At 55.4% G+C, this 25,435-nt stretch carries 26 protein-coding genes and 1 pseudogene; 17 read left to right on the top strand and 10 right to left on the bottom strand.

The features are described from left to right. The first annotated feature begins 52 nt into the window (after nt 1-52). From tsaD to folK, 3 genes and pseudogenes are all read left to right on the top strand, one after another. A complete protein-coding gene (gene tsaD / locus G3T16_RS11545; RefSeq protein ID WP_163495397.1) occupies nt 53-1,099 on the top strand; it encodes a tRNA (adenosine(37)-N6)-threonylcarbamoyltransferase complex transferase subunit TsaD in 1,047 nt (348 codons plus the stop codon). Continuing rightward, entirely contained in the window at nt 1,099-1,458 is a 360-nt protein-coding gene (folB, locus tag G3T16_RS11550) for a dihydroneopterin aldolase (protein WP_163495398.1), read from the top strand. The genes tsaD and folB overlap by 1 nt, the downstream gene beginning before the upstream one ends. Then, nucleotides 1,455-1,742, top strand: a pseudogene (folK, locus tag G3T16_RS23110) (2-amino-4-hydroxy-6-hydroxymethyldihydropteridine diphosphokinase); the annotation flags it as partial. The gene folB and the pseudogene folK, both read left to right, overlap by 4 nt. 239 nt (nt 1,743-1,981) lie before the next feature. Here folK and G3T16_RS11560 read toward each other — a convergent pair. The 4 genes from G3T16_RS11560 to rsmA form a co-directional block, all read right to left on the bottom strand. Further along, on the bottom strand, nt 1,982-3,211 hold the full coding sequence (locus tag G3T16_RS11560) for a multifunctional CCA addition/repair protein (protein ID WP_163497069.1): 1,230 nt from the start codon (nt 3,209-3,211) through the stop codon (nt 1,982-1,984). 99 nt (nt 3,212-3,310) lie between these two features. Beyond that, nucleotides 3,311-4,147 carry a symmetrical bis(5'-nucleosyl)-tetraphosphatase gene (locus tag G3T16_RS11565; RefSeq protein WP_163495399.1) on the bottom strand — a complete coding sequence of 279 codons (837 nt, stop codon included), beginning with the start codon at nt 4,145-4,147 and terminating at the stop codon, nt 3,311-3,313. Between the two features lie 10 nt (nt 4,148-4,157). Beyond that, complete coding sequence (apaG, locus tag G3T16_RS11570) at nt 4,158-4,565, bottom strand: Co2+/Mg2+ efflux protein ApaG (RefSeq protein WP_408610696.1); 408 nt, start codon at nt 4,563-4,565, stop codon at nt 4,158-4,160. Between the two features lie 15 nt (nt 4,566-4,580). After that, complete coding sequence (gene rsmA, locus G3T16_RS11575) at nt 4,581-5,387, bottom strand: 16S rRNA (adenine(1518)-N(6)/adenine(1519)-N(6))-dimethyltransferase RsmA (protein WP_163495400.1); 807 nt, start codon at nt 5,385-5,387, stop codon at nt 4,581-4,583. 100 nt (nt 5,388-5,487) lie between these two features. Between rsmA and G3T16_RS11580 the strand changes: the two genes are divergently transcribed. Both G3T16_RS11580 and G3T16_RS11585 read left to right on the top strand, forming a co-directional pair. After that, nucleotides 5,488-6,264, top strand: a complete 777-nt coding sequence (locus tag G3T16_RS11580; protein ID WP_163495401.1) for an ABC transporter permease — start codon at nt 5,488-5,490, stop codon at nt 6,262-6,264. Then, the gene (locus tag G3T16_RS11585) at nt 6,261-7,022 is read left to right on the top strand and encodes an ABC transporter ATP-binding protein (protein WP_232059046.1); all 762 of its coding nucleotides are present in this window, start codon (nt 6,261-6,263) and stop codon (nt 7,020-7,022) included. Before G3T16_RS11580 ends, G3T16_RS11585 begins: the two co-directional genes overlap by 4 nt. 66 nt (nt 7,023-7,088) lie before the next feature. On the opposite strand, the gene G3T16_RS11590 is transcribed toward G3T16_RS11585, so the two are convergent. Continuing rightward, a complete protein-coding gene (locus G3T16_RS11590; protein ID WP_332102893.1) occupies nt 7,089-8,393 on the bottom strand; it encodes a Wzz/FepE/Etk N-terminal domain-containing protein in 1,305 nt (434 codons plus the stop codon). A 6-nt stretch (nt 8,394-8,399) separates the two neighbouring features. After that, nucleotides 8,400-9,530, bottom strand: coding sequence for an undecaprenyl/decaprenyl-phosphate alpha-N-acetylglucosaminyl 1-phosphate transferase (locus tag G3T16_RS11595; protein WP_163495403.1), 1,131 nt, complete (start codon nt 9,528-9,530; stop codon nt 8,400-8,402). A 308-nt stretch (nt 9,531-9,838) separates the two neighbouring features. Between G3T16_RS11595 and G3T16_RS11600 the strand changes: the two genes are divergently transcribed. The 12 genes from G3T16_RS11600 (at nt 9,839) to G3T16_RS11655 (ending at nt 21,614) form a co-directional block, all read left to right on the top strand. After that, complete coding sequence (locus G3T16_RS11600) at nt 9,839-10,186, top strand: MarR family EPS-associated transcriptional regulator (protein ID WP_163495404.1); 348 nt, start codon at nt 9,839-9,841, stop codon at nt 10,184-10,186. Beyond that, nucleotides 10,179-10,319 (top strand): hypothetical protein, encoded by a 141-nt coding sequence (locus G3T16_RS11605; RefSeq protein WP_163495405.1) that lies wholly within the window; start codon nt 10,179-10,181, stop codon nt 10,317-10,319. Before G3T16_RS11600 ends, G3T16_RS11605 begins: the two co-directional genes overlap by 8 nt. 47 nt (nt 10,320-10,366) lie before the next feature. After that, complete coding sequence (locus tag G3T16_RS11610) at nt 10,367-11,716, top strand: flippase (RefSeq protein WP_197911653.1); 1,350 nt, start codon at nt 10,367-10,369, stop codon at nt 11,714-11,716. Between the two features lie 190 nt (nt 11,717-11,906). After that, the gene (locus G3T16_RS11615; protein ID WP_163495407.1) at nt 11,907-12,791 is read left to right on the top strand and encodes an NHL repeat-containing protein; all 885 of its coding nucleotides are present in this window, start codon (nt 11,907-11,909) and stop codon (nt 12,789-12,791) included. Continuing rightward, nucleotides 12,784-14,034: a hypothetical protein gene (locus G3T16_RS11620; protein ID WP_163495408.1), complete on the top strand. Its 1,251-nt coding sequence runs from the start codon at nt 12,784-12,786 to the stop codon at nt 14,032-14,034. Before G3T16_RS11615 ends, G3T16_RS11620 begins: the two co-directional genes overlap by 8 nt. A gap of 64 nt (nt 14,035-14,098) precedes the next feature. Beyond that, nucleotides 14,099-15,256, top strand: coding sequence for a glycosyltransferase (locus G3T16_RS11625; RefSeq protein WP_163495409.1), 1,158 nt, complete (start codon nt 14,099-14,101; stop codon nt 15,254-15,256). A 205-nt stretch (nt 15,257-15,461) separates the two neighbouring features. Continuing rightward, entirely contained in the window at nt 15,462-16,541 is a 1,080-nt protein-coding gene (locus G3T16_RS11630) for an O-antigen ligase family protein (protein ID WP_163495410.1), read from the top strand. Continuing rightward, on the top strand, nt 16,541-17,686 hold the full coding sequence (locus G3T16_RS11635) for a glycosyltransferase family 4 protein (protein ID WP_163495411.1): 1,146 nt from the start codon (nt 16,541-16,543) through the stop codon (nt 17,684-17,686). The genes G3T16_RS11630 and G3T16_RS11635 overlap by 1 nt, the downstream gene beginning before the upstream one ends. After that, nucleotides 17,683-18,537, top strand: coding sequence for a sulfotransferase family protein (locus G3T16_RS11640; RefSeq protein WP_163495412.1), 855 nt, complete (start codon nt 17,683-17,685; stop codon nt 18,535-18,537). The genes G3T16_RS11635 and G3T16_RS11640 overlap by 4 nt, the downstream gene beginning before the upstream one ends. Nucleotides 18,538-18,554: 17 nt before the next feature. Beyond that, complete coding sequence (locus G3T16_RS11645; RefSeq protein WP_163495413.1) at nt 18,555-19,721, top strand: LegC family aminotransferase; 1,167 nt, start codon at nt 18,555-18,557, stop codon at nt 19,719-19,721. Nucleotides 19,722-19,727: 6 nt separating this feature from the next. Further along, nucleotides 19,728-20,915 carry a UDP-N-acetylglucosamine 4,6-dehydratase gene (locus G3T16_RS11650; protein ID WP_163495414.1) on the top strand — a complete coding sequence of 396 codons (1,188 nt, stop codon included), beginning with the start codon at nt 19,728-19,730 and terminating at the stop codon, nt 20,913-20,915. Then, a complete protein-coding gene (locus G3T16_RS11655) occupies nt 20,916-21,614 on the top strand; it encodes a sugar transferase (RefSeq protein WP_232059047.1) in 699 nt (232 codons plus the stop codon). Nucleotides 21,615-21,887: 273 nt separating this feature from the next. Here the strand turns inward: G3T16_RS11655 and G3T16_RS11660 are convergent, their stop codons facing one another. From G3T16_RS11660 to pdxA, 4 genes are all read right to left on the bottom strand, one after another. Further along, complete coding sequence (locus G3T16_RS11660; protein WP_163495415.1) at nt 21,888-22,952, bottom strand: hypothetical protein; 1,065 nt, start codon at nt 22,950-22,952, stop codon at nt 21,888-21,890. Continuing rightward, complete coding sequence (locus G3T16_RS11665; RefSeq protein ID WP_163495416.1) at nt 22,949-23,689, bottom strand: hypothetical protein; 741 nt, start codon at nt 23,687-23,689, stop codon at nt 22,949-22,951. The genes G3T16_RS11660 and G3T16_RS11665 overlap by 4 nt, the downstream gene beginning before the upstream one ends. After that, complete coding sequence (locus G3T16_RS11670; protein WP_163495417.1) at nt 23,686-24,207, bottom strand: hypothetical protein; 522 nt, start codon at nt 24,205-24,207, stop codon at nt 23,686-23,688. Before G3T16_RS11670 ends, G3T16_RS11665 begins: the two co-directional genes overlap by 4 nt. Before the next feature lie 66 nt (nt 24,208-24,273). After that, nucleotides 24,274-25,251: a 4-hydroxythreonine-4-phosphate dehydrogenase PdxA gene (gene pdxA / locus G3T16_RS11675; RefSeq protein ID WP_163495418.1), complete on the bottom strand. Its 978-nt coding sequence runs from the start codon at nt 25,249-25,251 to the stop codon at nt 24,274-24,276. Nucleotides 25,252-25,435 lie beyond the last annotated feature (184 nt).

The following is a 25,435-nucleotide window of genomic DNA, read 5'->3' on the forward strand; positions in this document are numbered from 1 at the left end:
GTCCCCGCAATTGCCAGTATCATGCGCTCCTTCATTCTACACGGTTGCAAACATGCTGATCCTGGGCCTGGAAACATCCTGCGACGAAACCGGTGTGGCCCTGTACGACACTGGCCGCGGCCTGCTGGCGCACGCCCTGTTCAGTCAGGTGGATATCCATGTGGAATACGGTGGCGTGGTGCCGGAACTGGCCTCGCGCGATCATGTGCGCAAGGCGCTGCCGCTGATTCAGCAGGTGCTGGCGCAGGCCGGCTGTGCGCCGCAACAGCTGGACGGCATCGCCTACACAGCCGGCCCCGGCCTGGTCGGGGCGCTGATGGTGGGTGCCACGCTGGCCCGGTCCCTGGCCTGGGCCTGGGGCATTCCGTCACTGGGGGTGCATCATATGGAGGGACACCTGCTGGCGCCGATGCTGGAGACCGAACACCCCGAGTTCCCGTTCATTGCGCTGCTGGTATCGGGCGGCCACACCCAGCTGGTGCGCGTGGATGCCATCGGTGAATATCGGCTGCTGGGTGAGTCACTGGATGACGCCGCCGGCGAGGCCTTCGACAAGGTCGCCAAGATGCTGGGGCTGCCCTACCCTGGCGGCCCCCATGTCGCCCGGTTGGCGCAGCGGGGCACGGTGGGCCGCTTTGAGTTCCCCCGGCCCATGGTCAACCGCCCGGGCCTGGACTTCAGCTTCAGCGGCCTCAAGACCTTCACGCTCAATACCGTCAAGACCTGCCGGGCGGAAACCGGCCTCACCGAGCAGGATCTGTGCGATATCGCCTGTGCCTTCGAGGACGCGGTGGTGGCGACGCTGGTGATCAAGTGCCGCCGGGCGCTGGAGCAGGAGGGGCTGACGACCCTGGTAATGGCCGGTGGCGTCAGTGCCAATCACAAACTGCGCAGCCAGCTGCAGCAGGCCGTGGCCAAGAGCGGCGCCCGCGTGTTCTACCCGGCGCCGGAGTTCTGCACCGACAACGGCGCGATGATTGCCTACGCCGGCGCCCAGCGCCTGCTGGCAGGGCAGCACGATGCCGCCGATGCCAGTGTGCGGCCGCGCTGGCCGATGGAGCAGTTGCCGCCCCTGACGCCGGCGGCAGTGGAGGGGTGATGGATACCGTGTTTATCCGCGAACTGCGCGCCGATGCGGTGATCGGTGTCTACGACTGGGAACGCAGGCTGCGCCAGACCCTGGTGCTGGACCTGGAGATGGCCTGGGACAACCGGCCGGCGGCCGCGGGCGATGACGTGGGCCGGGCCCTGGATTACGCGCTCGTGTCTGCGCGCCTCGTCGACTATATAGAAGGCAGCAGCTGCCAGTTGCTGGAAACGCTGGCGGAGCAGCTGGCGGCGTTGCTGCTGGATGAGTTTTCGGTGCCCTGGCTGCGGCTGCGGTTGAGCAAGCCCGGCGCGGTGTTGCAGGCCCGGGATGTCGGTGTGCAGATAGAGCGCGGGGAGCGCGGCGGATGACCCGGGTGTATCTGGGCCTGGGCAGCAATATCGAGCGGGAGCGCTACCTGGTGGCCGGCCTGGATGCGCTCGGCGCGCTGTTTGGCGAGCTGAGCCTGTCGCCGGTCTACGACAGCCCCGCGCTGGGCTTCGATGGCCAGCCCTTCCTGAATATGGTGGTAGGGGTGGACACGGCGCTGCCGCTGCAGCAGCTTGCCGCCCGCTTGCGTCATATCGAAACCGAGCACGGACGGCCTGACAATGCGGTGCGCTTCTCTGCCCGGCAGCTGGATATCGACATTCTCACCTACGGTGATGCCAGCGGTTTGATCGACGGCGTCAGCCTGCCACGGGGGAGATCCTGGAGAACGCATTTGTATTGCGGCCGCTGGCCGAGCTGGCGCCGCAGCAGCGTCACCCGGTACTGGGGCAGACCTACCAGGAGTTGTGGCGCGCCTTCGACCAGCGCAGCCAGCCCCTCACCCGGGTGGATTTCAGCTGGCGTGGCCGCCCGGTATCCAGCGCAGCCGAACCTGCGGAATGATCAGTGTTCCCCGCCGCTGCGCAGGGCGTCGAGTTGGCGCGCCTGCTCCGTGGCAATCGCATCTCCCAGTGCCTTGCCGCTGATGCCCTGCTCGATAAAGCTGGCGGCGGTAACGGTGCGCGCCGTTGCCAGCGCCCGGCGCAGGTAGTCCGCTTGCGGGTAGGCCTGGTCCTGCCGGCCCTGGCGGCCCCGGGCATCTGCCTCGCAGGCCAGCAGGAAGGCTTCGAACCGCGCCGGCTGGCGCAGGGCGCCGGTACCGCGCAGCAATTTCAGCAGGGTCTTGCCGCGCAGATCCAGCGCCCGATGACACAGCAGGTGATACTCGCAGACCTGCAGCGCCAGTTCCCGGTGCTGGTTGGGCGTGCGCAGGCGCTCGCAGACCGCACGCACCAGGGCCAGGCCGCGCTGTTCATGGGCGATGTGGCGCGGCCATTGCGCCTGTGGGGTGAGGCCCTTGCCCAGGTCGTGCAGCAGCGCGGCAAAACGCACATCGGTTGCCGGGCTCAGCCGGGCTGCCTGTTGCAATACCATCAGGGTATGCGCGCCGGTGTCGATCTCCGGGTGGTGCTGCTCTGGCTGGGGTACGCCAAACAACGCTTCCACTTCCGGCAGCAGCGCTGCGAGTGCGCCGCAGTCCCGCAATACCGTGATGAATACCTGCGGGTCGCGTTCGCCCAGCGCGCGCTCGAATTCCACCCAGATCCGTTCCGCCGGCAGATGCGCGAGTTCTCCCTGGGCGACGATATCCGCCATCAGCTCCCGCGTCTCGGCGGCAACGCTGAAACCGAGGTGGGCATAGCGTGCAGCAAAACGGGCGGTGCGTAGCACCCGCAACGGGTCCTCGACAAAGGCGTCGGAGACATGCCGCAGCAGTTTGCGGCCGAGGTCGCGCTGGCCGCCGTAGGGGTCGACGATGGTTCCGTCCCGGCGCTGCGCCATCGCGTTGATGGTCAGATCCCGGCGCTGCAGGTCCTGTTCCAGCGTGACGGCGGGATCACAGTGCACCTCAAAGCCGGTATAGCCGTGGCCCTGCTTGCGCTCGGTGCGCGCCAGCGCATATTCGTCCTTGGTCTGCGGGTGCAAAAACACCGGAAAATCCCGGCCCACCTGCTGGTAACCCTGCGTCAGCAGCTCGTCCGGGGTGGCGCCCACCACCACCCAGTCGCGCTCCGTGACCGGGTAGTTAAGCAATGTGTCGCGGACGGCGCCGCCGACCAGGTAGATTTCCATCACCGCAGTTTACCGCTTATCGGCTGCCAGCGGCCATTGCGGGTCCCGGCCGGCGCGGGTTGGTCGCGGTGCGAAGGCTGGCCCGGCGCCGAGCGTCCACTACTTCTGACATTTGCCATTCTTGCACGGACAGCTGATGCGCTCGCCGCTGTCGAGCCGGTACAGCGTCATCGCCCCGCCCCAGACGCAGCCGGTATCCAGCGCTATCACATTGGGGCTGTCGGTATGGCCCTCGATGGAGGCCCAGTGGCCGAAGATGATGCGGTCGTTCGCGGTCTTGCGATGGGGGTGACTGAACCAGGCCGAGACCTTCCTGCTGTCACCTGGCGGTCCCGGGTTGGGGCGGGGGCCTTTGCTCACCAGGTCCAGTACGCCCTTTTTGGTGCAGTAGCGCATCCGGGTCAGGTAGTTGGTGATTACGCGCAGCCGCTCCATGCCGGTCAGGTCCTCGGACCATGCATTGGGTTCATTGCCATACATCGCGCCCAGAAAGGTCACGCAGTCCGGACTCTGCAGGACCGCTTCCACCTCCCGGGCATGGCGCAGGGCGTCCTCCACCGACCACTGCGGCGGTATGCCGGCGTGGACCAGGGTGTGGCCGTCTTCGTGATGCAGCAACGGACGGTGGGCGAGCCAGTTGAGCAGCTTGTCGCGGTCCGGGGCAGCGAGGATCTTGTCCAGGGTATCGGTCGGGGTCGGTGCCCGCACACCGGCGGCGACGGCGAGCAGATGCAGGTCGTGATTGCCCAGCACCATCACCAGGTTGTCCCGCATGTCGTGAAGAAAACGCAGTGTTTTCAGGCACTTGGGTCCACGGTTTACGATGTCGCCCACCGACCACAGCTGATCCCGGTCGGCGTTGAAAGCCACCTTTTTCAGCAGAAACTTGAGCGGCTGCAGGCAGCCCTGGATGTCGCCCACTGCGTAGATCGTCACTGCCGGCGCCTCAGTTCAGGGCCATGGGCGTGTGGAGGGTGAAGGCCGGGATTGCCACTTCAAAGGCGAGCAACTGTTCAGGATCGGTATCCCCACCGTCCAGCCGGATCATCGTGTAGCTGCCCTCCATGCAGCCCACCGGCGTGGGCAGGGTGGCGCCACTGGTGTAACGGAAGAAGCCGCCGGCGGGGATCACCGGCTGTTCGCCTACCACGCCCTCGCCCCGGACCTCTTCCACCTCGCCGTTGGCGTCGGTGATGATCCAGTGGCGCGACAACAACTGTACCGGCACCTCGCCGGCATTGCTGATGGTGATGGTGTAGGCGAAGGTATAGTGCTGCTCATCCGGCCGCGAATGGCGGGCGAGGTAGGTAGTGATGACGTCTATGGTTACCAAGTGCGGGTTGATTACGGTCACGTTCTGGCTATTCCTTCAGTCTGCAGTTTGATCAGCGTGATTGGCAAGCGCGATAAAGTCTTCCAACAGCAAGGTTTCGGCCCTGGCGCCAGGATCCAGGCCAAGGGCTTCCAGTGCCTCATCGCCGAGTATACCTTTCAAATTGTTGCGCAGGGTCTTGCGCCGTTGGGAGAAGGCCGCCTGTACCACCCGGCGCAGTGCGGTTTCGTCACAGGCGGGCCAGCGGCCATGCGGATGCGGCGTCAGGCGAACAATCGCTGACCGGACCTTGGGCGGGGGGTAAAAAGCTTCCGGTGGTACCTCGAACAGCTGTTCAACCTCGCAATGGTACTGCGTCATTATGCCCAGGCGGCCCCAGTGCTTGTTGCCCGGGCTTGCGGCCAGACGGTTGACCACCTCCAGCTGCAGCATGAAATGCATGTCCCGGATCACTGGCGCAAAGGCCAGCAAGCGGAAGATCAGCGGTGTGGAAATATTATAGGGCAGGTTGCCCACAATCCGCAGCGGTACCTCATCCCGGGCCAGACCGGCAAAATCGAAACCCAGCGCGTCGGCGTTGTGCAGCCTGAAGCCGGGATGAATGCTGAAGGCTGCCAGCAGGCCCGTGACCAGATCCCGGTCCAGCTCCACCACATCCAGTTGCAGTTCAGGGCCGATCAGCGCCTGGGTCAGCGCCCCCTGGCCGGGGCCGATCTCCACCAGGTGTTCGCCGGGCTGGGGGTGGATGGCGTCCGCGATGCGCGCCACGATGCCCTCGTCCCGGAGGAAGTTCTGGCCGAAACGTTTGCGGGGGCTGTGCTGTCTGTGGGGGGCTGCGTTCATGCTGCAAGTGTACTTGGCCGGGGCCGGCGGTGCAGCTTTTATAGATCGAATCGGGCGGCGCTGATAGACTGCCGGCTCGCTTACGGCCACCACTTTGATCATGACCCTGACACAATACCTCGTACTCATCGATACCATGGCGCGGATGTCGCTCAAGGCCGACGCCGCGCGCTATTTTTTTGGTTACATCTGGTGGCTGCTCGAACCCTTGCTGTACGTAGTGGTGTTCTATGTGGTGTTCGAGCTGATCCTGCAAAGCCCGCGCGAGAATTTCCTGGTGTTTCTGATGTGCGGCAAGCTCTCCTTCATCTGGTTTTCCAAATCGGTCACCCAGGCGTCGCGCAGCATCTTCGTGGGCCGGGGGTTGATCGGCAATGTCGACATCAACAAGACCCTGTTCCCGATGGCCGCCATCCAGGAGGGCCTGTACAAGCAGGCATCCGTGTTTGCACTGCTGTTCCTGGTGCTGATATTCAACGGCTACGTCGTCAGCGCCAGCTGGGGCTGGTTGCTGCCGCTGATCCTGGTCAACTATATTGTTATCGTCGCCTGCTCGCTGGTGGGCGCCTATCTCGTCTGTTTCCTGTATGACTTCAATGTGTTCATCAACCTTGGCATGATTTTCCTGCTGTTCACCTCGGGCATATTCTGGGACCCGCGGGGCCTGCCGGATCCTGCCGCTACCGAACTGGTGCTGGCCCTGAACCCGATTGCCTTTCTGGTGGACGCCTATCGCCAGATACTGCTGGTGGGGGTAGCGCCGGACCTGAGCCATCTGGCCGCTGTCGGTGCCGGTTTCGGCCTGCTGGCCTGGGCGATGGTGCTGGTGATACGCCGCAGCAGCCAGTTCCTGGCGTTGAAGGTGATTACCGCATGAGCGCCCTGTCGCCGCCCGCGAACACAGGGGCCCCACCGCCACAGGACGACGCAGGGCGCGAGGTGATGCTGAAACTGGAGGGTGTGTCCCACAGCTATCGCGCCCGCAGCGCCCATTTTGACCACGGCACCCACCATGTGCTGGACAACGTTTCGCTCAGCCTTTACCGCGGTGAAACACTGGGCATCATCGGCCGCAATGGCGCGGGCAAAACCACCATCCTGCGATTGATGGCGGGCATCTTCAAACCCGGCAGTGGCCGGATAATACGGCACCCCAACGCCAGTTGCGCCCTGCTCAGCCTGGGCCTGGGCTTCCAGCAGGAGCTTTCCGGGCGCGACAACGCGATGCTGTCGGCCATGTTGCAGGGCGCCAGCCGGCGCGAAGCCGCCGCCTGGCTGGCGGATATCTGCGAGTTCTCCGAGCTGGGGCAGTCCTTCGACGAGCCCGTCAAGACCTACTCCTCCGGCATGCGGGCCCGGCTCGGCTTTACCACGGCGCTGATGACCCGGGTGGACATCCTGTTGATCGACGAAGTGCTGAGCGTGGGCGATGCCCGGTTCAAGGACAAGGCGCTGGCCGCGATGCAGGAACGTATCGGCGGGGATCAGACGGTAGTGTTTGTATCCCATGCCGAGGGGCAGGTGCGCTCCCTGTGTGACCGGGTGTTGTGGATCGAGCATGGCGGGGTACAGGCGGAGGGAGCGCCAGCGGAGGTGCTGGCGCGGTATCGGGAGGTGGGGCAGGCGGGATCCTGAGGTATCTGTGGGTCCCCTCCGGGAAGTGCCCACTCGGCCGTCCCAGAGAGCCAGGCTATGCTCCTGTCATTGGCTGTTGTCTGTCGACCCCTGTTCCTGGCGCCGGGTATCCACGGCATTCAGAATCAATGCCAGTACTAGTCCCAGCACGGCCCCCAGCATCAGCGCCACCGCGACCACCAGCGTCTTGCGTGGCTTGATGGGGCGGCTGGGCGGGATGGCCTGCTGGTCCACGCGCATCATCTGCACCTGGTCGTACATTTGCTTCAGAAAGCCCTCAAGCCGGGCTATCTGCGCGCGCAGCTCCTGGGTATTTTCAGCGAAAGCGCGGTAACTTTCCCGGCTCTGCAGTATCTCCACCTCCCGGTTGTGCTCAAGCAGGGCCAGTTCCTGTTCCAGCTCGCGCAACTCAGGATGCATGTGCTCGTCGCTTTTGCGATCTCGCAATACCGCCAGTTCAGCCTCCAGCATACGAGTGCCGCGAAGAAACAGCGGCTCCTCCTCGGCGGGCCTGTCTACAGCGGTGGCCATCCAGTTTGGCTCGCGTTGATCGCGCTGCAGCAGGCTGACCGGGGCCGGATCCTCCAGCCCCAGCCGGCTGGCGATGGCCAGGGCCTCTTCCAGGCGCGCGATCCGGTCTTCCCGCAACTGGCGAGCCTTGCTCTTAAGGGTGTTGATCTTGTCCTGGAGCTGGAGGCGCCACAGCTCATCCTGCTCCTGCAGCCGCGCGATCTTGTCCTCGCTGCCTTCGCTCAGGACCAGTTCTTCCTGCACAATTTGTTCTTCCAGCCCCTGGATCTTGGTGCGCAGGGAGCTTTGCAGTTCGTCCAGTACACTGCGCAGGGCCCGTTCCTCCGCCACCCGGGCCAGATCATTGGCCACCCTGGCGCTGTAGGCAGGGTTCCAGTGCTGGAAGGCGATCGTCAGGCGCAGCTCGTCACTGTTGGTGTCGTTCTTGCCATTGCCACGGATATCAAGCTGTACTTTTGGGGTGAAGGCGTCCATGAAGAGGGCTCCCTCATTGAGCTGCTGCGTGGGCGTGTCCTGCAGGAAGCCTTCCTGATTGGCCTCGAAAACAGCCCGTTGGACATCGAGCGAGCGTGCTTCGAACGCAACCCGGTTGAACGCACTTTCAGGATCAATCTCCAGTACGCCCGTTTCATTGATGCTGACCAGCTGCGAGGCAAGGGGTGGGCGCAGATAGGTTTTTGCTTCAAAAGTCGGCGTGGAAATCAACAGATAGATGACTGCCAATATCCCTGCGGTCAGGGTGAGTCCGGCGATCAGCCACTTGCGGTGCCACAGGCCGGCGATCAGTTCGAAGAGATCGATTTCGTCGTCGTATCCTGGAGGGGGCCATATTGGGCAGATTGAGTATCAGATTTCATGGGCTTCCTGCCGGGTATCGGTGATAGGTGTAGTGGGTTCGCGACTGACAGTATTTCCGCGACAGCGGGTAGCCACAAACCAGGCCTGGCTCATGATGAGACAGTAACCAGCAAAGCAGCCGAGGAAAATATAGAACTGGTAGGCCTCTGCGGCCCCGGATCTGGCCAGCATCAGGCCCAGATAGGGCATGGAAATACCCAGGGTGCCAATGATGACCAGGGAGCGACGTTCAGACAGTCCCAGGGTACGCATCAGATGGTGAATATGGGTATTGTCCGAACGAACAGGTGACTTGCCCCGCAATATTCGGCGCAGAGTGGTAAAGGCCATGTCGAACAGGGGTAGGCCGAGTAGATAGAGGGCGGTAACCGGATCAATCAGACGATCACCCCCGATCTGGGTAGATGTCACGGTCAGAACCAGTGCAACCACCAGCAGCCCCAGCAGTTTGCTGCCAGCATCGCCCAGAAAGCTCTTTGGAATGAATGGTGCCACCCCGAGGTTGGAAATCAGAAAGGCTGCCAGCGAGGACCCGATAACAATGGTAAGAATTCCCGGCTCTATCCCGGTAAACAGATGAAACGCAATCAGAGTGGTCAGCATGACGATGCCCAGCAGCCCGTCCATGCCATCCAGCATGTTATAGGCATTGATCACGCCAAAAATGCATACTACTGTGAAAGGATAGGCGATCCAGCTTTTAAGCTCGATATGCCCCGTGCCGACCAGGTCCCCGAGCTCCGTCAGCCGTAAGTTCAGCCCCTCAATCAGCAGCATGGCGATGCCGACCTCGAATGCCGTGCGAGTAAAGACACTGAGCTGGAAGCGGTCGTCGAGTACTCCCAGTAACACCAGAGCGCCCCCAGCCACCATGAACATCTTCAGGGCATTGACCTGTGTGCCCACACTGTGCAGCCCGACTTCCTTCCAGATCCAGGCGCACAGCATCAGGGTCAGGAAAATCGCAATGCCGCCGACTAAGGGGACTTGCCCGGCGTGTTTTTTGCGATGATTGGGGGCGTCCATTAACCCCAGCCGAGGTGCTATACGCGCCAGCAGCCATATCAGTGCCAGAGTAACGGTAAAGGCAAGAATGGCTTGTTGCAGGGCTAGAGACATGGACCATATACGGTTGGGAGTGGCTTGCGGCACTTTAAAGCGCCCGTGGCTTTATTTCCAGCTCTTATTACCGCCGACCTGCTGCTAGTTCCGCTGGGGCATGAAAATGAGGTGCTTGCAGCAATTGCTGATCTGGAAGCAACCTAAGCTTGCCAACATCAGCAAAACCCCTTAGCATGTTCAAGTTTTGAACAAAGATCCCGAAATTGCTACGGCAGACTTCAAACACGGGTAGCGCCCGGTAAGCCTACGGAATGCCTGCCAAGAAGTGCAAACTCTGCGGTAGTCTGCCTGCTCGATAGGCCTTTATGAAAGAAGCATCTGATTCTACTCCGCAGGACGAAACCCACCTGCGACTAATGCGACTGCTGGAAGTCCACCCGGATATTACTCAGCGGGAAATGGCCGAACGTCTGGGTATAAGTCTGGGCGGCATTAACTATTGCTTGCGGGCGTTGGTGAAGAAGGGATGGGTGAAAATGGACAACTTTGGCCGTGCTCCTAATAAACTTCGTTATGCGTATCTACTGACCCCGGCGGGGGTGGCGTATAAATCACGGCTGACTGGGCGTTTTCTGAAGCGGAAGCTGGCGGAATATGAGGCTTTAAAAGTGGACATCGAAGAGTTGCGGCGAGAGATGTTCGAATGTGAATGAAGCGATCAGCAGGCGTATTTTAACGGCCGATAAAAACCAGTCCGATCAGCTAAGCCAGCAAAATCAGGACACGGTCGCATGGACTGAATGCCATGGTGTCGATGTGCTGCGCATTATTTTTTTTGACGTGTAATGCATGATGATCTTGTATATTCCGCTCTCAGTTATAGGAATACCTTTTTGGACGATGATCATTTAGTGAAGCGCCTGTATACGAAAGTGTCGAGCTATGTAGAAGGCGATGGTCTACGTGCCCACCTATTGCGCGGGGGTCTGGGCAGTCTTGTAGTGAAAGTCGTGAGTTCCCTTGTAAACTTTGTTCTTGTGGTGCTCTTGGCACGTACTCTAGGTCCTGGTGAGTACGGTGTGTACACCTTTGCGTTGTCGCTGATAATGCTCCTGACGATTCCTGCTCAATTGGGTTTGCCTCAACTGATCGTGCGAGAGACGGCAAAAGCACATACTAGAAAAAACTGGGCACTGATGATTGGACTGTGGCGCTGGAGCATTAAATTTATCGTATTTTCGACAAGTACGATAATTCTGTTAGGTCTGTTGATACTGTGGCTAGGATTTAGCTGGATTGAGTCCATGCGTTGGTACACTCTTTTGGCAGGGCTGCTTTTGGTGCCGTTTATTGCGCTGGCGAATATTCAGGGAGCAACTCTTCGTGGTCTTCGTTATGTCGTGTTGGGGCAGCTTCCAGAGCAGATCTTACGCCCAGCGATTCTCACGTTTCTGGTGCTTGTTCTGGTTTGGTCTGGTTCGGCCATGTCGGCTGTATTCGTGATGGGGACCCACGGCGCGGCGGCAGTGGGCGCATTCGCAATAGGCATGGCGTTGCTAAAGTGCGTGCATGCTCCGGCCTACAATAGAGACCTTGAACCCATATACGAAGGTGACTACTGGCGTCGGACGATGTTGCCTCTTGCCATGCTGGCTGGGCTTCAACTGATTAATTCTCACGCTGATATTCTGATGTTAGGCACGTTGAGAAGCGACAGGGAGGTTGGTGTCTACCGTGTGGTTGTCCAAATGGCAACTTTGGTTGTATTTGGGCTGTCCGCATTCAATCAGATCCTCCAGCCATACTTTGCGAGGCTGTATGAGCAAAATGACATGCTGCGGTTGCAGAAACTAGCCACATATAGTGCCCGCATTATTCTTTCCATTGCTCTCCCACCTGTAGTTATTATGGTCGCGGCGGGAAAACCTCTGCTCGGTTTCTTCTTCGGAGAGGGCTATAGTGCTGGTGCGACATCGTTGGCGATCCTAGCTATAGGGCAATTGGTCAACGCCAGCATGGGATCGGTCGGTGTGCTGCTTAATATGACGGGTCATGAGAGAGATACGATGTATGGCATTGGAGTGGCTGCGGGAGCCAATGTGATACTAAACATCATCTTAATTCCCCGATGGGGCATTGAAGGGGCAGCTACATCTACCGCAATTACGCTATTCGTATGGAACTTTCTTCTTAGGCGAGCGGTGAAGAGAAAGCTTAGCATAGAAACATCTGCCCTAGGCTGAATGAGGGGCCGGGGTCTCATTCAATGTACTCAGTAAGGTAATAATGCCTATCTATATAACTTTCAAACCGATCAACTATTATAATGATCGATATTGTTACGCTGTGTTTGCAGAGTTCGACATAAAGTCGAGGCGAATTGTGAGGGAAGTTCGCTTTCCTTCCGCGCCGTTCTTTGATGGGAAAGCGTTCATGGCTCCCTATGCTCAAGGATTGGCCTTGTATGGCGGCTATGCGTATGTGGGCCTGTGGAATTTTGTTGCAGTTGTATGTTTGACTAATTTTACCATCGTAAACGTATTCTCGGCATCTGAAATGGCCGACATTCACTCAATCGCTGCTGATAGAGAGCGCCTGTACATTCTTTCTACAGCGTCAGAATGTATATCATGCTTCAGTCGTAAAACGTATAAGAAAATTTGGCAATGGGGGCCAAATGAAAAAATTCTTGAGGGAGGAGGTTTGGCCGTCCTACCTTCCGTGCAATCGAGGTTTTACATGTCCGTATTGCGTAAGCTGGGTCTTGCTCGTCTAGTCAGAACCCCTGCGTATCGAGGCGAAGAGCTTCGGTATATCCATAAAAGCCGGAGTCGATATTATCGGCATCATGTGAACAATATCCTGCTTCATAATAATAACCTATATATAAATACCAAAGGATGGTTCGATACCTCTAGCTCATCTGTTATTTGTATGGATCTTGAGACAAAAAGGTCCCGCTGGCTCGCTGAGCCTGGCAGCTTCATCGGTAGCCACGATGGGGTGATTCGTAATGGAAATCTTTATGTAACAGAGGCAGACAACAGCAGTTTGGCGTGGATAAATTTAGCGAGTAAGTGCATAGAGCGAGTTCCGTTAAACCCGGCGGGGTACTTCATAAGAGGCTTGGTGGAGTATGGTGGATCATGGATTATAGGCTTCACGCCCCGAAGGGGCAGCGGCCATGAGTTAATGCTAGGAATCTACGATAAAAGCACTTTGGAGCATCAGGAAGCCATTGTCATACCATCGCTGCATGGACCAGATGGTACTGCCATTCATTCAATTATGGTGGCGCACGGGGTGACGGATGACTAACGTTCGAAGTCTTCTAAAATCCGTTCCTGGAATAATAGCTGCGGTTCGTTTCAGCAAAAGAGTTCAGCAGCGGTTCAGGCGATTGCTGCACCATCGAAATGTCGAAGAGGTCAGTGCGGGTCAATATACTATTGTCGATGCCACACGCAACATGTTCGTTGGCTACTATGATCACAGTCCTTTCAAGCCTAATGATGAATCGCTTTTGTTGGTGCACACTACGAGCCATCCGGCTTGGAAAAAGCCGTCACCAAAGATCCCTGTCGCAATACAATTATTGGACTGGAAATCTGGCCGTATAGTAAAAAAACTGGGAGAATCTTACTCTTGGAATTGGCAGCAAGGTGCCAGAGCGACATGGCTTGATGCCGACACTGTTGCTTTTAATATTTACGATAAGAATACTAACTCGTATAAAGCACGACTTGTAAGAGCAAGTGGAGAATGGGTGGGAGATTTGCCATTGTCAATTCAGGAATCAGACTGTAATGGGAGAATATATAGTATCAGTTACGAGGCATTGGCACTCGTCAGGCCGGATTACGGATACCGCAATCATATTGGAATGAAGAGAGAATGTCCTGAAAGCGATATTGAAATGTATGACACGCGCACCCGGACGAAGCAGCTACTTTTAAGTATAGCGGATTTAAATGAAAGTGCCGCTCTGCGTTACAATGTTACCCCTAGGCACGCAAAGCTAAATCATGTTATGGCGGCGCCTGACGGGAGCCACCTGGTTTTTCTGCATCGCTATTTTATTGGTGCGCGACGAGTCACAGATCTATATGTCCTAGATGCTGATGGGAATAATAAATATCGCTTGGTCGAAGATCAAGGTGTTAGTCACGTTTGTTGGCTTGATGAAGCTACGATCTTGGTGACGATGGACGGAGTGAAAGGCTTCGGTTACTATCGAGTAGATATTGCACGTGGCACTTCAGAGTTAGTGAAGCCGTTCTCCGACGGTCATCCTAATCCAGTCGATTCGTCAGTGTTTCTGACAGACACCTATCCAGATAGCTATGGATTACGTCGATTAATATTGATTTCATTTCGGGAGGGCGGTGTCACTGAAGTATGTGTATCTTCCGAGCCATTGTTGTTTCTGGGAGAAACACGGTGTGATCTCCATCCGTCTTTAAGCCCTTCCATGCAGTGGATACAAATTGATTGTGCTGTCGGCCATCAGCGGTGTATTGCCGTTGTGCCCAATCCACATGCTTGCAGTGTTGAGAGTTGAAAGCTAAAGAACCTTGCCCATACAAGACTATGTGCGCTTTGAGGCTTCACATGGGAGGATTCTCTTGAAAACAGTTCTACTATGCTTCCTGGATAAGGAATGGCCGCCAGAGCATTCCTTCGTGGACGGCATGCTCTCGACTGTTGTGGCGGCAGAGAAAGATGTGCGTGTCTATCTCTTTGTCTCCTCACCCTGGGGCAGGAAGAATCGTAGGGTTTATCGCTATCACAAAGCTGTATGTATTCCGGTGCTGTTCCCGAGGCGCTGGCTCTTCAGACTTCTCAACCTTGTTAAGTGTAGTGTGCTGCTTTTACAGCTAGGTAGACGGATGAAGCGTCAAAAGTGCCGTATGGTTGTATTTGTAAGAAACGATCCTGTTTATCTGTTGGCCGCCGCAATTTGCAAGAAAACTTATGACCAACTCGTTTTTCAAAGTAGCTTTCCGCACGAACAATATTCAAGCAATCCTCTAAAGCGATGGATTGGTAGATTCATCTATCGGCTGTCATCGTCTCGAGTGGATGCAATTACTGCAGTAAGCCCAGTAGGCCTGGATCGAGTTGGCAGGCTTTTTCCTCAGGCAAAGGCGCGTGAGTATATTCCGCTTCTATCTGATTTATCGAATTCCACTCGAGATTGCAGTGAGGCTGAGACAACTGCCAAGAAATATGAAACAGTAAGATTCCTTTACATTGGGACACATAGTCTTCGGCGCAGAATCAACATAGTTCTTTCTGCAATAGTATCGGCGGTTGACATGGGATGCCAGGCGAGGTTTTTGTTTGTTGGTGGCACTCAACAGGAAATTGAGGCGCTGCAATCCATCACAGGTGTCTCCTGGTTGGTCGATCAGGGTATCCTAAAGTTTGTGGCAAAAGTCCGGCGAAGTGAAATACCCGCCTATCTCGCATCATCAGATGTCGGGTTGTGTCTAATTCCTCCAGATCCGATCTATACAGAAGCGTCTCCAACCAAGCTCGCCGAATACTTGGGGGCGGGTTTGGCTGTAATTGCTAGCTACGGTATTCCCCTGCAAGAAAGATATGTTACCGAATCTAGGGCAGGTATGCTTGTGGATTGGAGTGAGCCTGATATCCGCGATGCAATACAAATGATATCCGTAGATGATAGTCTCCCAGCTATGAAGGAGAACGCTATAAAATTTGCATCCGAGCAGCTGGCATATAGAAGATACCTTAGTAATTTCATGGCTCTACTCTGATCAGTAAGGTCATACTCAGATGCGAATTTCCTCAGTCCAGATCGTTACCATAGCATTCTTTGCACTAATCCTTACGAGTTTTCTGTCCTACACATTTACCGGAGCACCGGCCATTCGGTCGCTGGTGCTTACCCTGAGTTTTTCAAGCCTGGTATTTATTTGTACGTATCGAGGGCTTCGTGGACCCGTTGAGCTGGGCTACGTTATGGCTTTCTTCCTGGTTTATATGACAGGTACCCTAGTTTCGATCATGCTATCTGGAAGCTATAGAGGACTGCTCTCGCTGGGTCAAACGATCATGTATCCTCTCTGCTTTGGCTTTTTGATAGCTTCAGGCTACAAATACCTGTGGTGCAGCCGTCGTAGCATACTAGTGTTGCTGGTATTTCTCGCTTTCGGAAACGCGACCGTTGCGTTACTCGGCGCAATCGGAGCAATTAGCTCTGTACCATTTTTTGGCGAAGTTGGTCAGGGGAGATATATATTTGGTACAACCATGCATTCCTCAAATGGCTTGGCATTCAACGTAAATTACTACGCTACTATCCAGGGTGCCATGTTCTTTCTCTATGCGATCATGGCTGGCGCTGGAGGGAGAAGGATAGCTGGAATTAATGCATTTGTGTTGGTTATGATATTTGCTTCCTCTCTGATTGGTTCATCTAGAGGCGGACTCGTCTCATTTTGCGCGGCTTTTCTCTCTGTTGGCCTCATAGCCAGACCTTCAATATTCACCATTAAGGGTAGTGCTCTTCTGCTGGGGTCTATAGCTGCAGGTGTAGCTATACTGGCGAATCTAGGTGCGATTGGTGCTTACCTATATGAGGCATTGAGACTCTGGAAGGGCCTCGCAATGAGAGGGGATTTGTGGTCCGCGGCTTGGGAGCTCTGGATGATGCGCCCCGTCTTTGGGTGGGGTGACCTCGGCGGTGAGGGGTTGGCAACAATTACATACGGAGAGTATGAAGGTAGCTCTATGCACTCAGGGTACTTGAATACGCTAGTTCGTGGGGGAATGGTTCAGTTTTTTGCAAGTTTTGGGTTCGTAGTGTTCGCACTGCTGTGGGGTTTGGGACGAAGCCGGGTGAGGTGGTACATTAATAGATGGGCCGTAGGTGGAATTGTATTCTATTTGGTAAATGCAATCTTTCGTACATACTCAATAGGTGGATTAGGGCTGCTGCCAGTAATCGTCTTGATTGCATCATCTATATGTTTGTACTCGTCCAGAACAGACAAGGTGTATAGTAGCGTGCCCGCGAAAAATTTAGGTGGCCGTAGTTAATGCAAACGATTCTGTTTTCAGCCAATCGCGGCTACGCTTTAAAAAGCTCCCGAAAGAATATTATTTCCCTGTTTCTAGACAGAGGTTGGCGCGTGGTACTTGCTACAGCTGATGATCCAGAGAGTAGATATCTGTGTAAATTTGGTGCTCTGCTGGAGCCGGTCAACTTCTCTCGTGGTGGCTTTTCGCCAATCCATGACATCTTGTCGGTAAATCGCCTAAGGTATATTTACAATAAGTACCGTCCTGACGTAGTCCATCACTTTCACGCTAAGCCAGTTATATTTGGATCTCTGGTGGCTCGATATACTCTACGGGATTCGTGCAGGGTCGTGAATACCATCACTGGTTTGGGTCATGCCTTCGTAACGGGTGGATGGCTTTCTCATGCGGCCGGGCTTGGATATAAGCTGTCGCTAAAAAATGCTGATATGACAATATTTCAAAATCGAGATGACCAGAAGCTATTTGGAGGTAGAGGCTGGGTAGCAATACACAAACAATGCCTTATTGTCGGTTCCGGTGTCGACTTGAAAAAGTTTGAATTCAGGACTCGAGATTGTGGGAGTGCGCGACAACCTGTGGTTGTAATGCTGGGACGCCTTCTGAAACAGAAAGGTATTGAGGAGTTTGTGTCAGTTGCCAGAGCCGTCAAGGAGCAATGTCCGCAAGCTCGTTTTGTATGGGCTGGTGAACTCGATCCGGTTCATCCTGATGCGGTCTCAGAGACATGGATTAATCGTCAACCCGATATTGAATATGCAGGACGACTTGATGATGTTCGACCTTTATTATCTTCCGCCGATGTCCTGTTGTTTCCATCCCATAGAGAGGGTGTGCCAAGGGCGGTTATGGAGGCCGCTGCCGTTGGGTTGCCCACCGTAGGTTTTAGGGTGCCTGGCGTGCGCGAAGCAGTAGAGGACGATGTCACAGGGTATCTGCTGGCCATAGGGGATGTGTCAGGTCTGACTGCGCGTGTGTTGCTGTTGCTGCAGAACGACGAGCTCAGGCAGGAAATGGGGAAAAATGCACGTAGGATGGCGGAGAAAATGTTTGACATCAAATCCATAGAGCAGGCATATTTTTCGCTCTATCGAAAACTGGGCGTTTCCTTCGATGATCACCCAAAGGCTCATGCGGTATGACTTATCAGCCTGTCGTAATTGTCGGTGCGCCTCGCTCGGGTACCAATATGTTGCGGGACGTATTATGCCAGTTGCCGGGCGTAGCCACGTGGCCCTGTGACGAAATCAACTACATTTGGCGCCATGGAAACGTTAGATACCCATCGGACGAGCTGCCGGCAGAGCGGGTATCACCGACTATCAGGGAATACATTCGTAAACACTTCAACTGGGTGGCCTCTCATTACTCTGCGACTACGGTCATAGAAAAAACATGTGCTAATAGTTTGCGAGTGCCGTTTGTCGATCGTGTGCTTCCGGAAGCCAAATACATTTACATACATCGTGACGGTATCGACGCCACGGGGTCCGCCACGCTTCGATGGACTGCAGAGCTCGATCTTCCCTATATCATGCAGAAGGTTCGTTTTGTCCCTGTGATGGATCTTCCATATTATGGTGTACGCTACATATGGAGCCGCCTCTATCGCCTGTTTTCCCGGGAACGACGCCTGGCCTTCTGGGGGCCGGCACTCGACGGTATGTCCGAAATTCTCGAAAATTATTCATTGCATGAAGTTTGTGCGTTGCAATGGCAGCGGTGTGTCGAGAGTGCTGAATCTGCATTCTCCGATATCGACGAAGAACGGGTACATAGAGTGAGTTATGAGAGCTTAGTCAAGGATCCTATTGGAGAACTGAGTAAACTGCTTAAATTTCTGAATATCGAGGCCTCCCCATCGGATATATCTCAATCGGTCGCAGGAGTATCGAGTAGCAGTATAGGCAAAGGGCGAGCATCTCTTTCGGAAGCTGAAATTATCCGATTGAAAACGTTGATCGAACCCACACTGGCCCGGTATGGATACTAATTTTTACAGGGTAAACCATGAGTAATCATCAGGTCTTTGAGCGCATACTATCTGAGGTGCGTGCTATATACGGTGATGGTTTGGTTCCTTTGCACCGTCCCACGTTTTCGGGTAATGAAAAGCGCTACCTAACCGATTGCATTGACTCAAATTTCGTGTCGTCGGTTGGGGAACGGGTTACTGAGTTTGAGAATCGCATTGCCGAGTATGCCGGGGCAGGTTTTGCGATTGCTACCGTCAACGGTACAGCTGCACTGCATGCCGCGCTCCAATTGGCGGGCGTGAAGCAGGATGACGAGGTGATCACGCAGGCATTGACCTTTGTCGCTGGCTGCAATGCGATCAGGTATTGTGGCGCGGAACCAGTTTTTCTTGACGTAAGCCTGGATACATTCAGTCTCAGTCCAGATGCTGTGAAACAGTTTCTTGAAACCCGTGCTGAAGTGCGGCCAGGGGGAACCTATAACCGCAAGACCGGGCGCAGGCTGGCAGCATGTGTACCCATGCATACCTTTGGCATTCCGGGACGTATTGATGAAATTGTGAAGATATGCCGCGATTATAGTATCCCGGTGATAGAGGATGCGGCGGAATCACTCGGCAGCTATCGTGCAGGTCAACACACGGGTACATTTGGTATGTTTGGTACTCTCAGCTTCAATGGAAACAAAGTGATCACTACGGGGGGAGGAGGGATGCTACTCACCAATGACAGATATTTGGCTGAGAAGGCGCGGCATATCACGACCACGGCCAAAGTGCCGCATGGTTATGAGTTTGTACATGATGAGGTCGGCTATAACTACCGTATGCCTAATTTGAATGCAGCCCTGGGCTGTGCGCAGATGGAGCAATTGCAGGGAATGCTCGATACCAAAGCTACTGTTGCTGCAAGGTACCAGTCTATGGCCGCTACCTTGGGGTTGCAATTGGCTGCTCCGCTGGAAGGGGATACATCCAATTTCTGGCTAAATGCGGTGGTACTTTCCTCCATTGCAGAGCGAGATGAGCTCCTGGAGTATAGTAACTCTCACAATATAATGATGCGCCCGGTCTGGCGGCTCATGCCTCATCTCACTATGTATGCCCGCTGCTACCAGGATGGGCTCAGGAATTCGTTGTGGCTGGAGGAGCGTATTGTCAATCTGCCGTCCAGTGTCCCTGAAACGCCACTGCGAGCCTGAATAGAGATGAATACCTTGAGACTGATAGGGCGGGAAAATCCGCTGTTTGGTACAGATATTGATAACTATGCCTCGGAGCTATCTGCGTTGGTATCGAAGAGCAGATTTCTGGTGATCGGCGGGGCCGGCTCGATTGGGCAGGCTGTCAGTGCGGAAATTTTCAAGCGGAGCCCCAAAGCATTACATGTCGTTGATATCAGCGAGAACAATCTGGTTGAGTTGGTTCGCGATATCCGTAGTACGCTTGGGTACATCAAGGGAGATTTCAAGACGTATGCACTCGACTGCGGCTCCCGCGAGTTTGCGGCCCTGATGCGAGCCAATAATGGTTATGACTATGTGTTTAATCTCTCCGCGCTCAAGCATGTACGCAGTGAAAAAGATCCGTTTACGCTCATGCGGTTGATTGAGGTTAATATACTCAACACTGTGGCGACGATTCATATGGCTCGAGAGGGAGGTGCTCGCAAGTACTTCTGTGTATCTACTGACAAGGCGGCCAACCCCGTAAATATGATGGGAGCCAGCAAGCGTATCATGGAGATGTTTCTGATGCACGAAAGTCTGTCCCTACCAATATCAACAGCGAGATTTGCCAATGTCGCTTTTTCCGATGGATCTTTGTTACATGGATTTAACCAGCGTTTCGCGAAACGTCAGCCCATTTCTGCACCAAACGATGTGCGTCGCTATTTCGTAACGCCACAGGAGTCCGGTGAGTTGTGCCTGATGTCCTGCTTGCTGGGTAACAATCGCGACATTTTCTTTCCGAAGCTGAGTGAGGAGCTGCATCTGACCAGGTTTTCAGATATTGCAGTCAGGTATCTTTCTTACCTTGGATATGAAGCGGTTGAATGCGATACGGAAGATGAAGCCAGGCGCCGTGCGGATGAACTTGTGATCAAGAAGCAATGGCCGGTTTATTTCTTCCCCAGCGACACGACGGGTGAGAAGGACTTCGAGGAGTTTTATACGGGAGAAGAGCAGCTGGATCTAAAACGATTCCATGCCGTTGGTGTGATCAAGAATGATGCGGCAGTTGATGAGGAACAGCTGGATTACTTTATGGATGAGATTCATCGCATGCGTACACAGCCAGTTTGGGACAAGCCGGAGCTGGTTAAATTATTCAACGATATGCTGCCGGATTTTGATCATAAGGACACTGGGAAGTACCTGGATGAGAGAATGTAAATGATACAGCGGTTTCTTGATATCCTGTTGTCAGGGTTGGCTTTACTTGTCTTGTCACCGCTTCTGATACCTGTGATCGTCGCGTTGCGCTTGACCGGTGAAGGGGAGGTCTTTTTTGTACAACAGCGTGTAGGCCGTGGTGGTCAACTGTTCGGGTTGTATAAGTTTGCCACCATGCTCAAGAACAGTCCTTCCCTCGGTACCGGAACGGTCACGGTCAAGGATGACCCCAGGGTTCTTCCTTTGGGGCGTGTACTTCGTAAAACCAAACTTAATGAACTACCTCAGTTGTTGAACATTTTTTTGGGTGATATGAGTATCATTGGGCCTCGGCCGCAGACTCAGCGTTGTTATGATGTGTTCCCAGAGAGATCAAGACAAGCGATAGAAAAAGTCAGACCCGGACTTTCTGGTGTTGGCTCAATCGTTTTCCGGAGAGAAGAGGATATGCTCCATACAAGCAGTGATCCCGAGCGCTTTTACGATGAGGTAATCATGCCCTATAAAGGCGCGCTCGAAGAATGGTATGTAGCCCAGCGGGGCATAGTGACCTATTTGAAATGTATCTTTGTTACCGCTTGGGTGGTGGCCTTGCCTGGTTCTGGAGTGGTGTGGCGGATACTGAAGGGATTGCCTGAGCCTCCATCGGAGCTGGTAAATCATGTAAATTTTCAGCGGCGTCGGGACGCATGGCAGTAGTAATAACCCACCATATTATTGCTGGTGCTGTATATAAAAGTGAACGGGAGAGCCCTGTGTGATCTGCAGCTGCCTGCGGCGAAACCAGGGTAAAATAGGCAAATATATAAACAAAGCTCAGGACTACGGCCGTTAATATTGGGTTAAAAAGATTCTTCCATTTGAAGAATAAAATACTGTAAAGGATCATGGCCAGAAAAAGATAGATTGCCAGGTGCCAGTTTGCAAATAGTAATAAGGCCTCCGTAAAAGGGGTGGCATCCAGTAAATAATTCATGTCATAGCCCCCACCATAGGCACGCGTATCTGATCGGAGTCTAGAATTAAAGTGCCAATAGACGGGATATCGATCCGTATTGAGACGATATCGTTGAGCGCGGCATAAATTAGCCCCGCAATGATCGATGTGAAAACCATGAGTACCATCACCCAGACTTTTGACCAACGACTCTCTGCCATTGCCAAGCACAACAGCACAATCAATCCCATTCCTAGCCCTGCACGTTTCGCCTGAATGCTGATCACTGCATACAACAGAGCAAGTACAACTATTGCCGTACGTTTCTGATGTCGGTATAGCGAAATTGTCATTAGACCTAATGTGAATGCCAGTGTCAGCCACAGGTCTGCGTAGCCTGCCAGGCTCGTATGGATATTCAGGTAAGGCAGGCTGGCAACCAAATACGCTCCCAGCAGGCTTGGGACCGTTGAACAGTGCAGACGCAGGTGGCCGTATACCGCCATTGCCAATGCCACGAGTGCAAAATACCAGGGCAAGTACAAGGTAGGCTCCAGGGTAGTGCCGCTGGCTAACATGGCCCACAGATGGATTTGCGGTGAAATGATGCCGTAATTTGCTATAGTCCCCATCTCAAAGCTTAGCGCACGATTGTCGAAGAACTGAATAGCTTTGGGGGCCCATCCACGCCAGGCGTCCCAGGGAAAGGTGGGGCGTAGCCAGAGTTCCTGTAATACGACCAGCAGATGGATAAAGATCAGTGCCACAAGCAACGTCGTGACCATGTACTTCCAGCCGGGCATTCTTGGCAATGATTTGGCAGCTAAGGGAACAAGAGAGTCACCTCGGTACAATTTCCAGAGAGCAGGGATTGTGATGACGGCGAGTACTGCCGCCAATGGCCAGAAGCGCAAAGGCCAACCTGCAACGTTCCATAATTGCAACAGCAAGATGACCAGATACAGTCCCACAAGATAGCCGTGGCCTGCGTAGAGAGTGAAAGGAAGCCGTTTACCCAATAGAAGGCGGATGATGCCGTAGCCGCACAGCCAGGGGAGCACAATGGCAGCAAACATGCCCGCAGCGGATTCCATCGTCATGGCTGGACCTCTGATCCTCTCTTCACAATGCGATATAATGCGGCCGGTTCTTCGATATGGAGCAGATGCATGTCATTGGATTTGTTGAATCCCAATGAGTCCAGCGGCGCATCTGTTCGGGTCAGGTCGGCCCCCGGTCCGGTCAAAATAATCAGGTAGGAGAAGCGCTTTTTGGCTGATTTCCAATAACGGTTGTTTAAGGGGTGTATCGAGGTGGCGTGGTGTTCGGGCAACAGGTGTATTCTTGCTCTGTGGGCCATAGGGCTTGAGTCAGCAGGTGTATAGAGGATGCCAATTTCCGTCCGTTCAGCAGGCAAGAGCTCCTTGATTGCACTGGCAAATGCATAATACTCCCCATCCCAATCCGCCAATTTCTTCTCATGCAGTGTCTTCCCCGCAAACAGATACCGCGTCTCAACATTCTGTCGCAGCAACTGCTGCAACCACAATCCGTCCAGCAGTATCCACACCGTGACTGTCGCGATAGTGGCAGTCAACAGTAGCGGGCTTTGCCGGTAACGCCGGGTTGCAAGTTGCCCCAGCCAGACCAGCGCGATGCTGAAGGCGACCCACAGTGCCGCTGCTGGCACCGGATAGAGCAACGCTCCTTTTGCGACCCCCCGATATACGTTGATTGAGCTCTGGTCCCACACCTTGAACGCCGTCCACTCCCCCCAGACAGTCTTCACTACTTGCCCCACCCCATAAGGCTCCAACCGCACCTCATGCAACTTCACCGGCTCCCCCGCAACTCCCCAAAAAACCCTACCGCCAGCTCGACAATCTGCCCTCGCCACTCTTCACTGCGCAGCAGATTGAAGTACCCGGCGCCTTCCCCGGTGTAATCCAGCTCGCTATAGTGATTGGTTTGCGGGTCGTCGGCGCGGCGCCAGAACAGCATGACCCGCAGGCCGGGGTGCCAGCCCTCGATGTGGTGGCGCAGGAATGGGTAGTCGGCGGCGCTGAAGCGGCGCTGGTGGAGAAGTACTGCCTGGTCTGCGGGTTTGCCCTCGGCCAGTTGGGAGATAACCGCGCTGCTGCCTTCAATGCCGCCATCCCCGAAGACCACGGGACGGAACTGGGCACCGTTGATAGTCGCGGGCTTGGCGCTGCGCTCCTGGCTGTCGGCAAATTCAGGGTGCAGGGTCGTGAACAGGGCTAGGTAGGCGGGAATCAGGACGGCTGCGCTGATAACCAGTGCGAGCAGCGCGGTGGCCAATGCCTTGAGAAAGTCACGGTTGCTGATCTGGCTCATGAAATGCGGCTGGCCATCTATAGGGTTGTAATTGTTGAGTGGGCGAAGTGTAGCATGCAGAAACCCTCAGCCGGCCAACCCAATCGCCAACCCCAACGCCGCCCGCAAACTCCCCGCATCCGCTTTCCCGCTACCTGCCAGATCCAGCGCAGTCCCGTGATCCACCGAGGTCCGTACAATCGGCAGCCCCAGTGTAATATTCACCGCATTGCCAAACCCCGCGTATTTCAACACCGGCAGCCCCTGGTCGTGGTACATGGCCAGAAAGGCATCGGCCCGCTTCAGCATCTCCGGGTTGAAGGCGGTGTCGGCGGGCAGCGGACCCAGTAGCTGCATGCCGCCGGCGCGCAGGGTGTCCAGTGTGGGACTGATGATGTCCAGTTCTTCCTGGCCCAGGTGGCCCCCTTCGCCGGCGTGGGGGTTCAGGCCCAGTACGGCGATGCAGGGATTGCGGATACCGAATTTTTCCACCAGGTCCCGATGCAGGATGGTCAGGGTGGTGGCCAGTGACTCCATGGTAATGGCGTCCGGCACTTGGGCCAGTGGTAGATGGGTCGTGGCCAGTGCCACCCGCAACTCGCCGGCCGCCAGCAGCATTACGACCCGTGCCGTGCCGGTGCGCTCGGCGAGGAACTCGGTGTGGCCGCTGAAGGGCTGGCCGGCGTCATTGATGATGGACTTCTGTACCGGCGCGGTCACCATGGCCTGGAAGCTGCCGTCCAGGCAGCCGTCGGCGGCCAGTTCCAGGGTTCGCAATACGTAGCCAGCATTGGCAGCGTCGAGTTGTCCGGGCACTGCGGAGTTGGCCAGCGGCGTGGCCAGCAGCTGCAGGGTTCCGGCGGCCTGGGGCTGTGGGGCGGCGCTGAAATCCACCGGCGCCAGCGTCAGAGGCAGTCCCAGCATTTCGGCGCGGCTACGCAGCAGCTCCGGGTCCGCGATCGCCACCAGTTCCACCGGCCAGGCTTGCTGGGCAGCGGCGATAACGACGTCGGGGCCGACCCCGGCGGGCTCACCGGGGGTGATGGCGATTCTGGCTACAGTCATCTCGTCGGATTCCTGTCAGTTTGGAGCCGGGCAATTTTCAAGCTATGGTAACACGCCATCGGCTGAGTCGATTAGAGGCTCGGCATTCGCCGGCCGGTTGACGGGCAGCATTCCGGTGGTATTTGATGTTCTTCCCTTGCCAGCTCTACGCCAGAATTGAGTCTTGAACCACACCTGAGCCACG

Origin of the sequence: Kineobactrum salinum (assembly GCF_010669285.1) — a bacterium.
GTDB classification, from domain to species: Bacteria; Pseudomonadota; Gammaproteobacteria; order Pseudomonadales; family Halieaceae; genus Kineobactrum; species Kineobactrum salinum.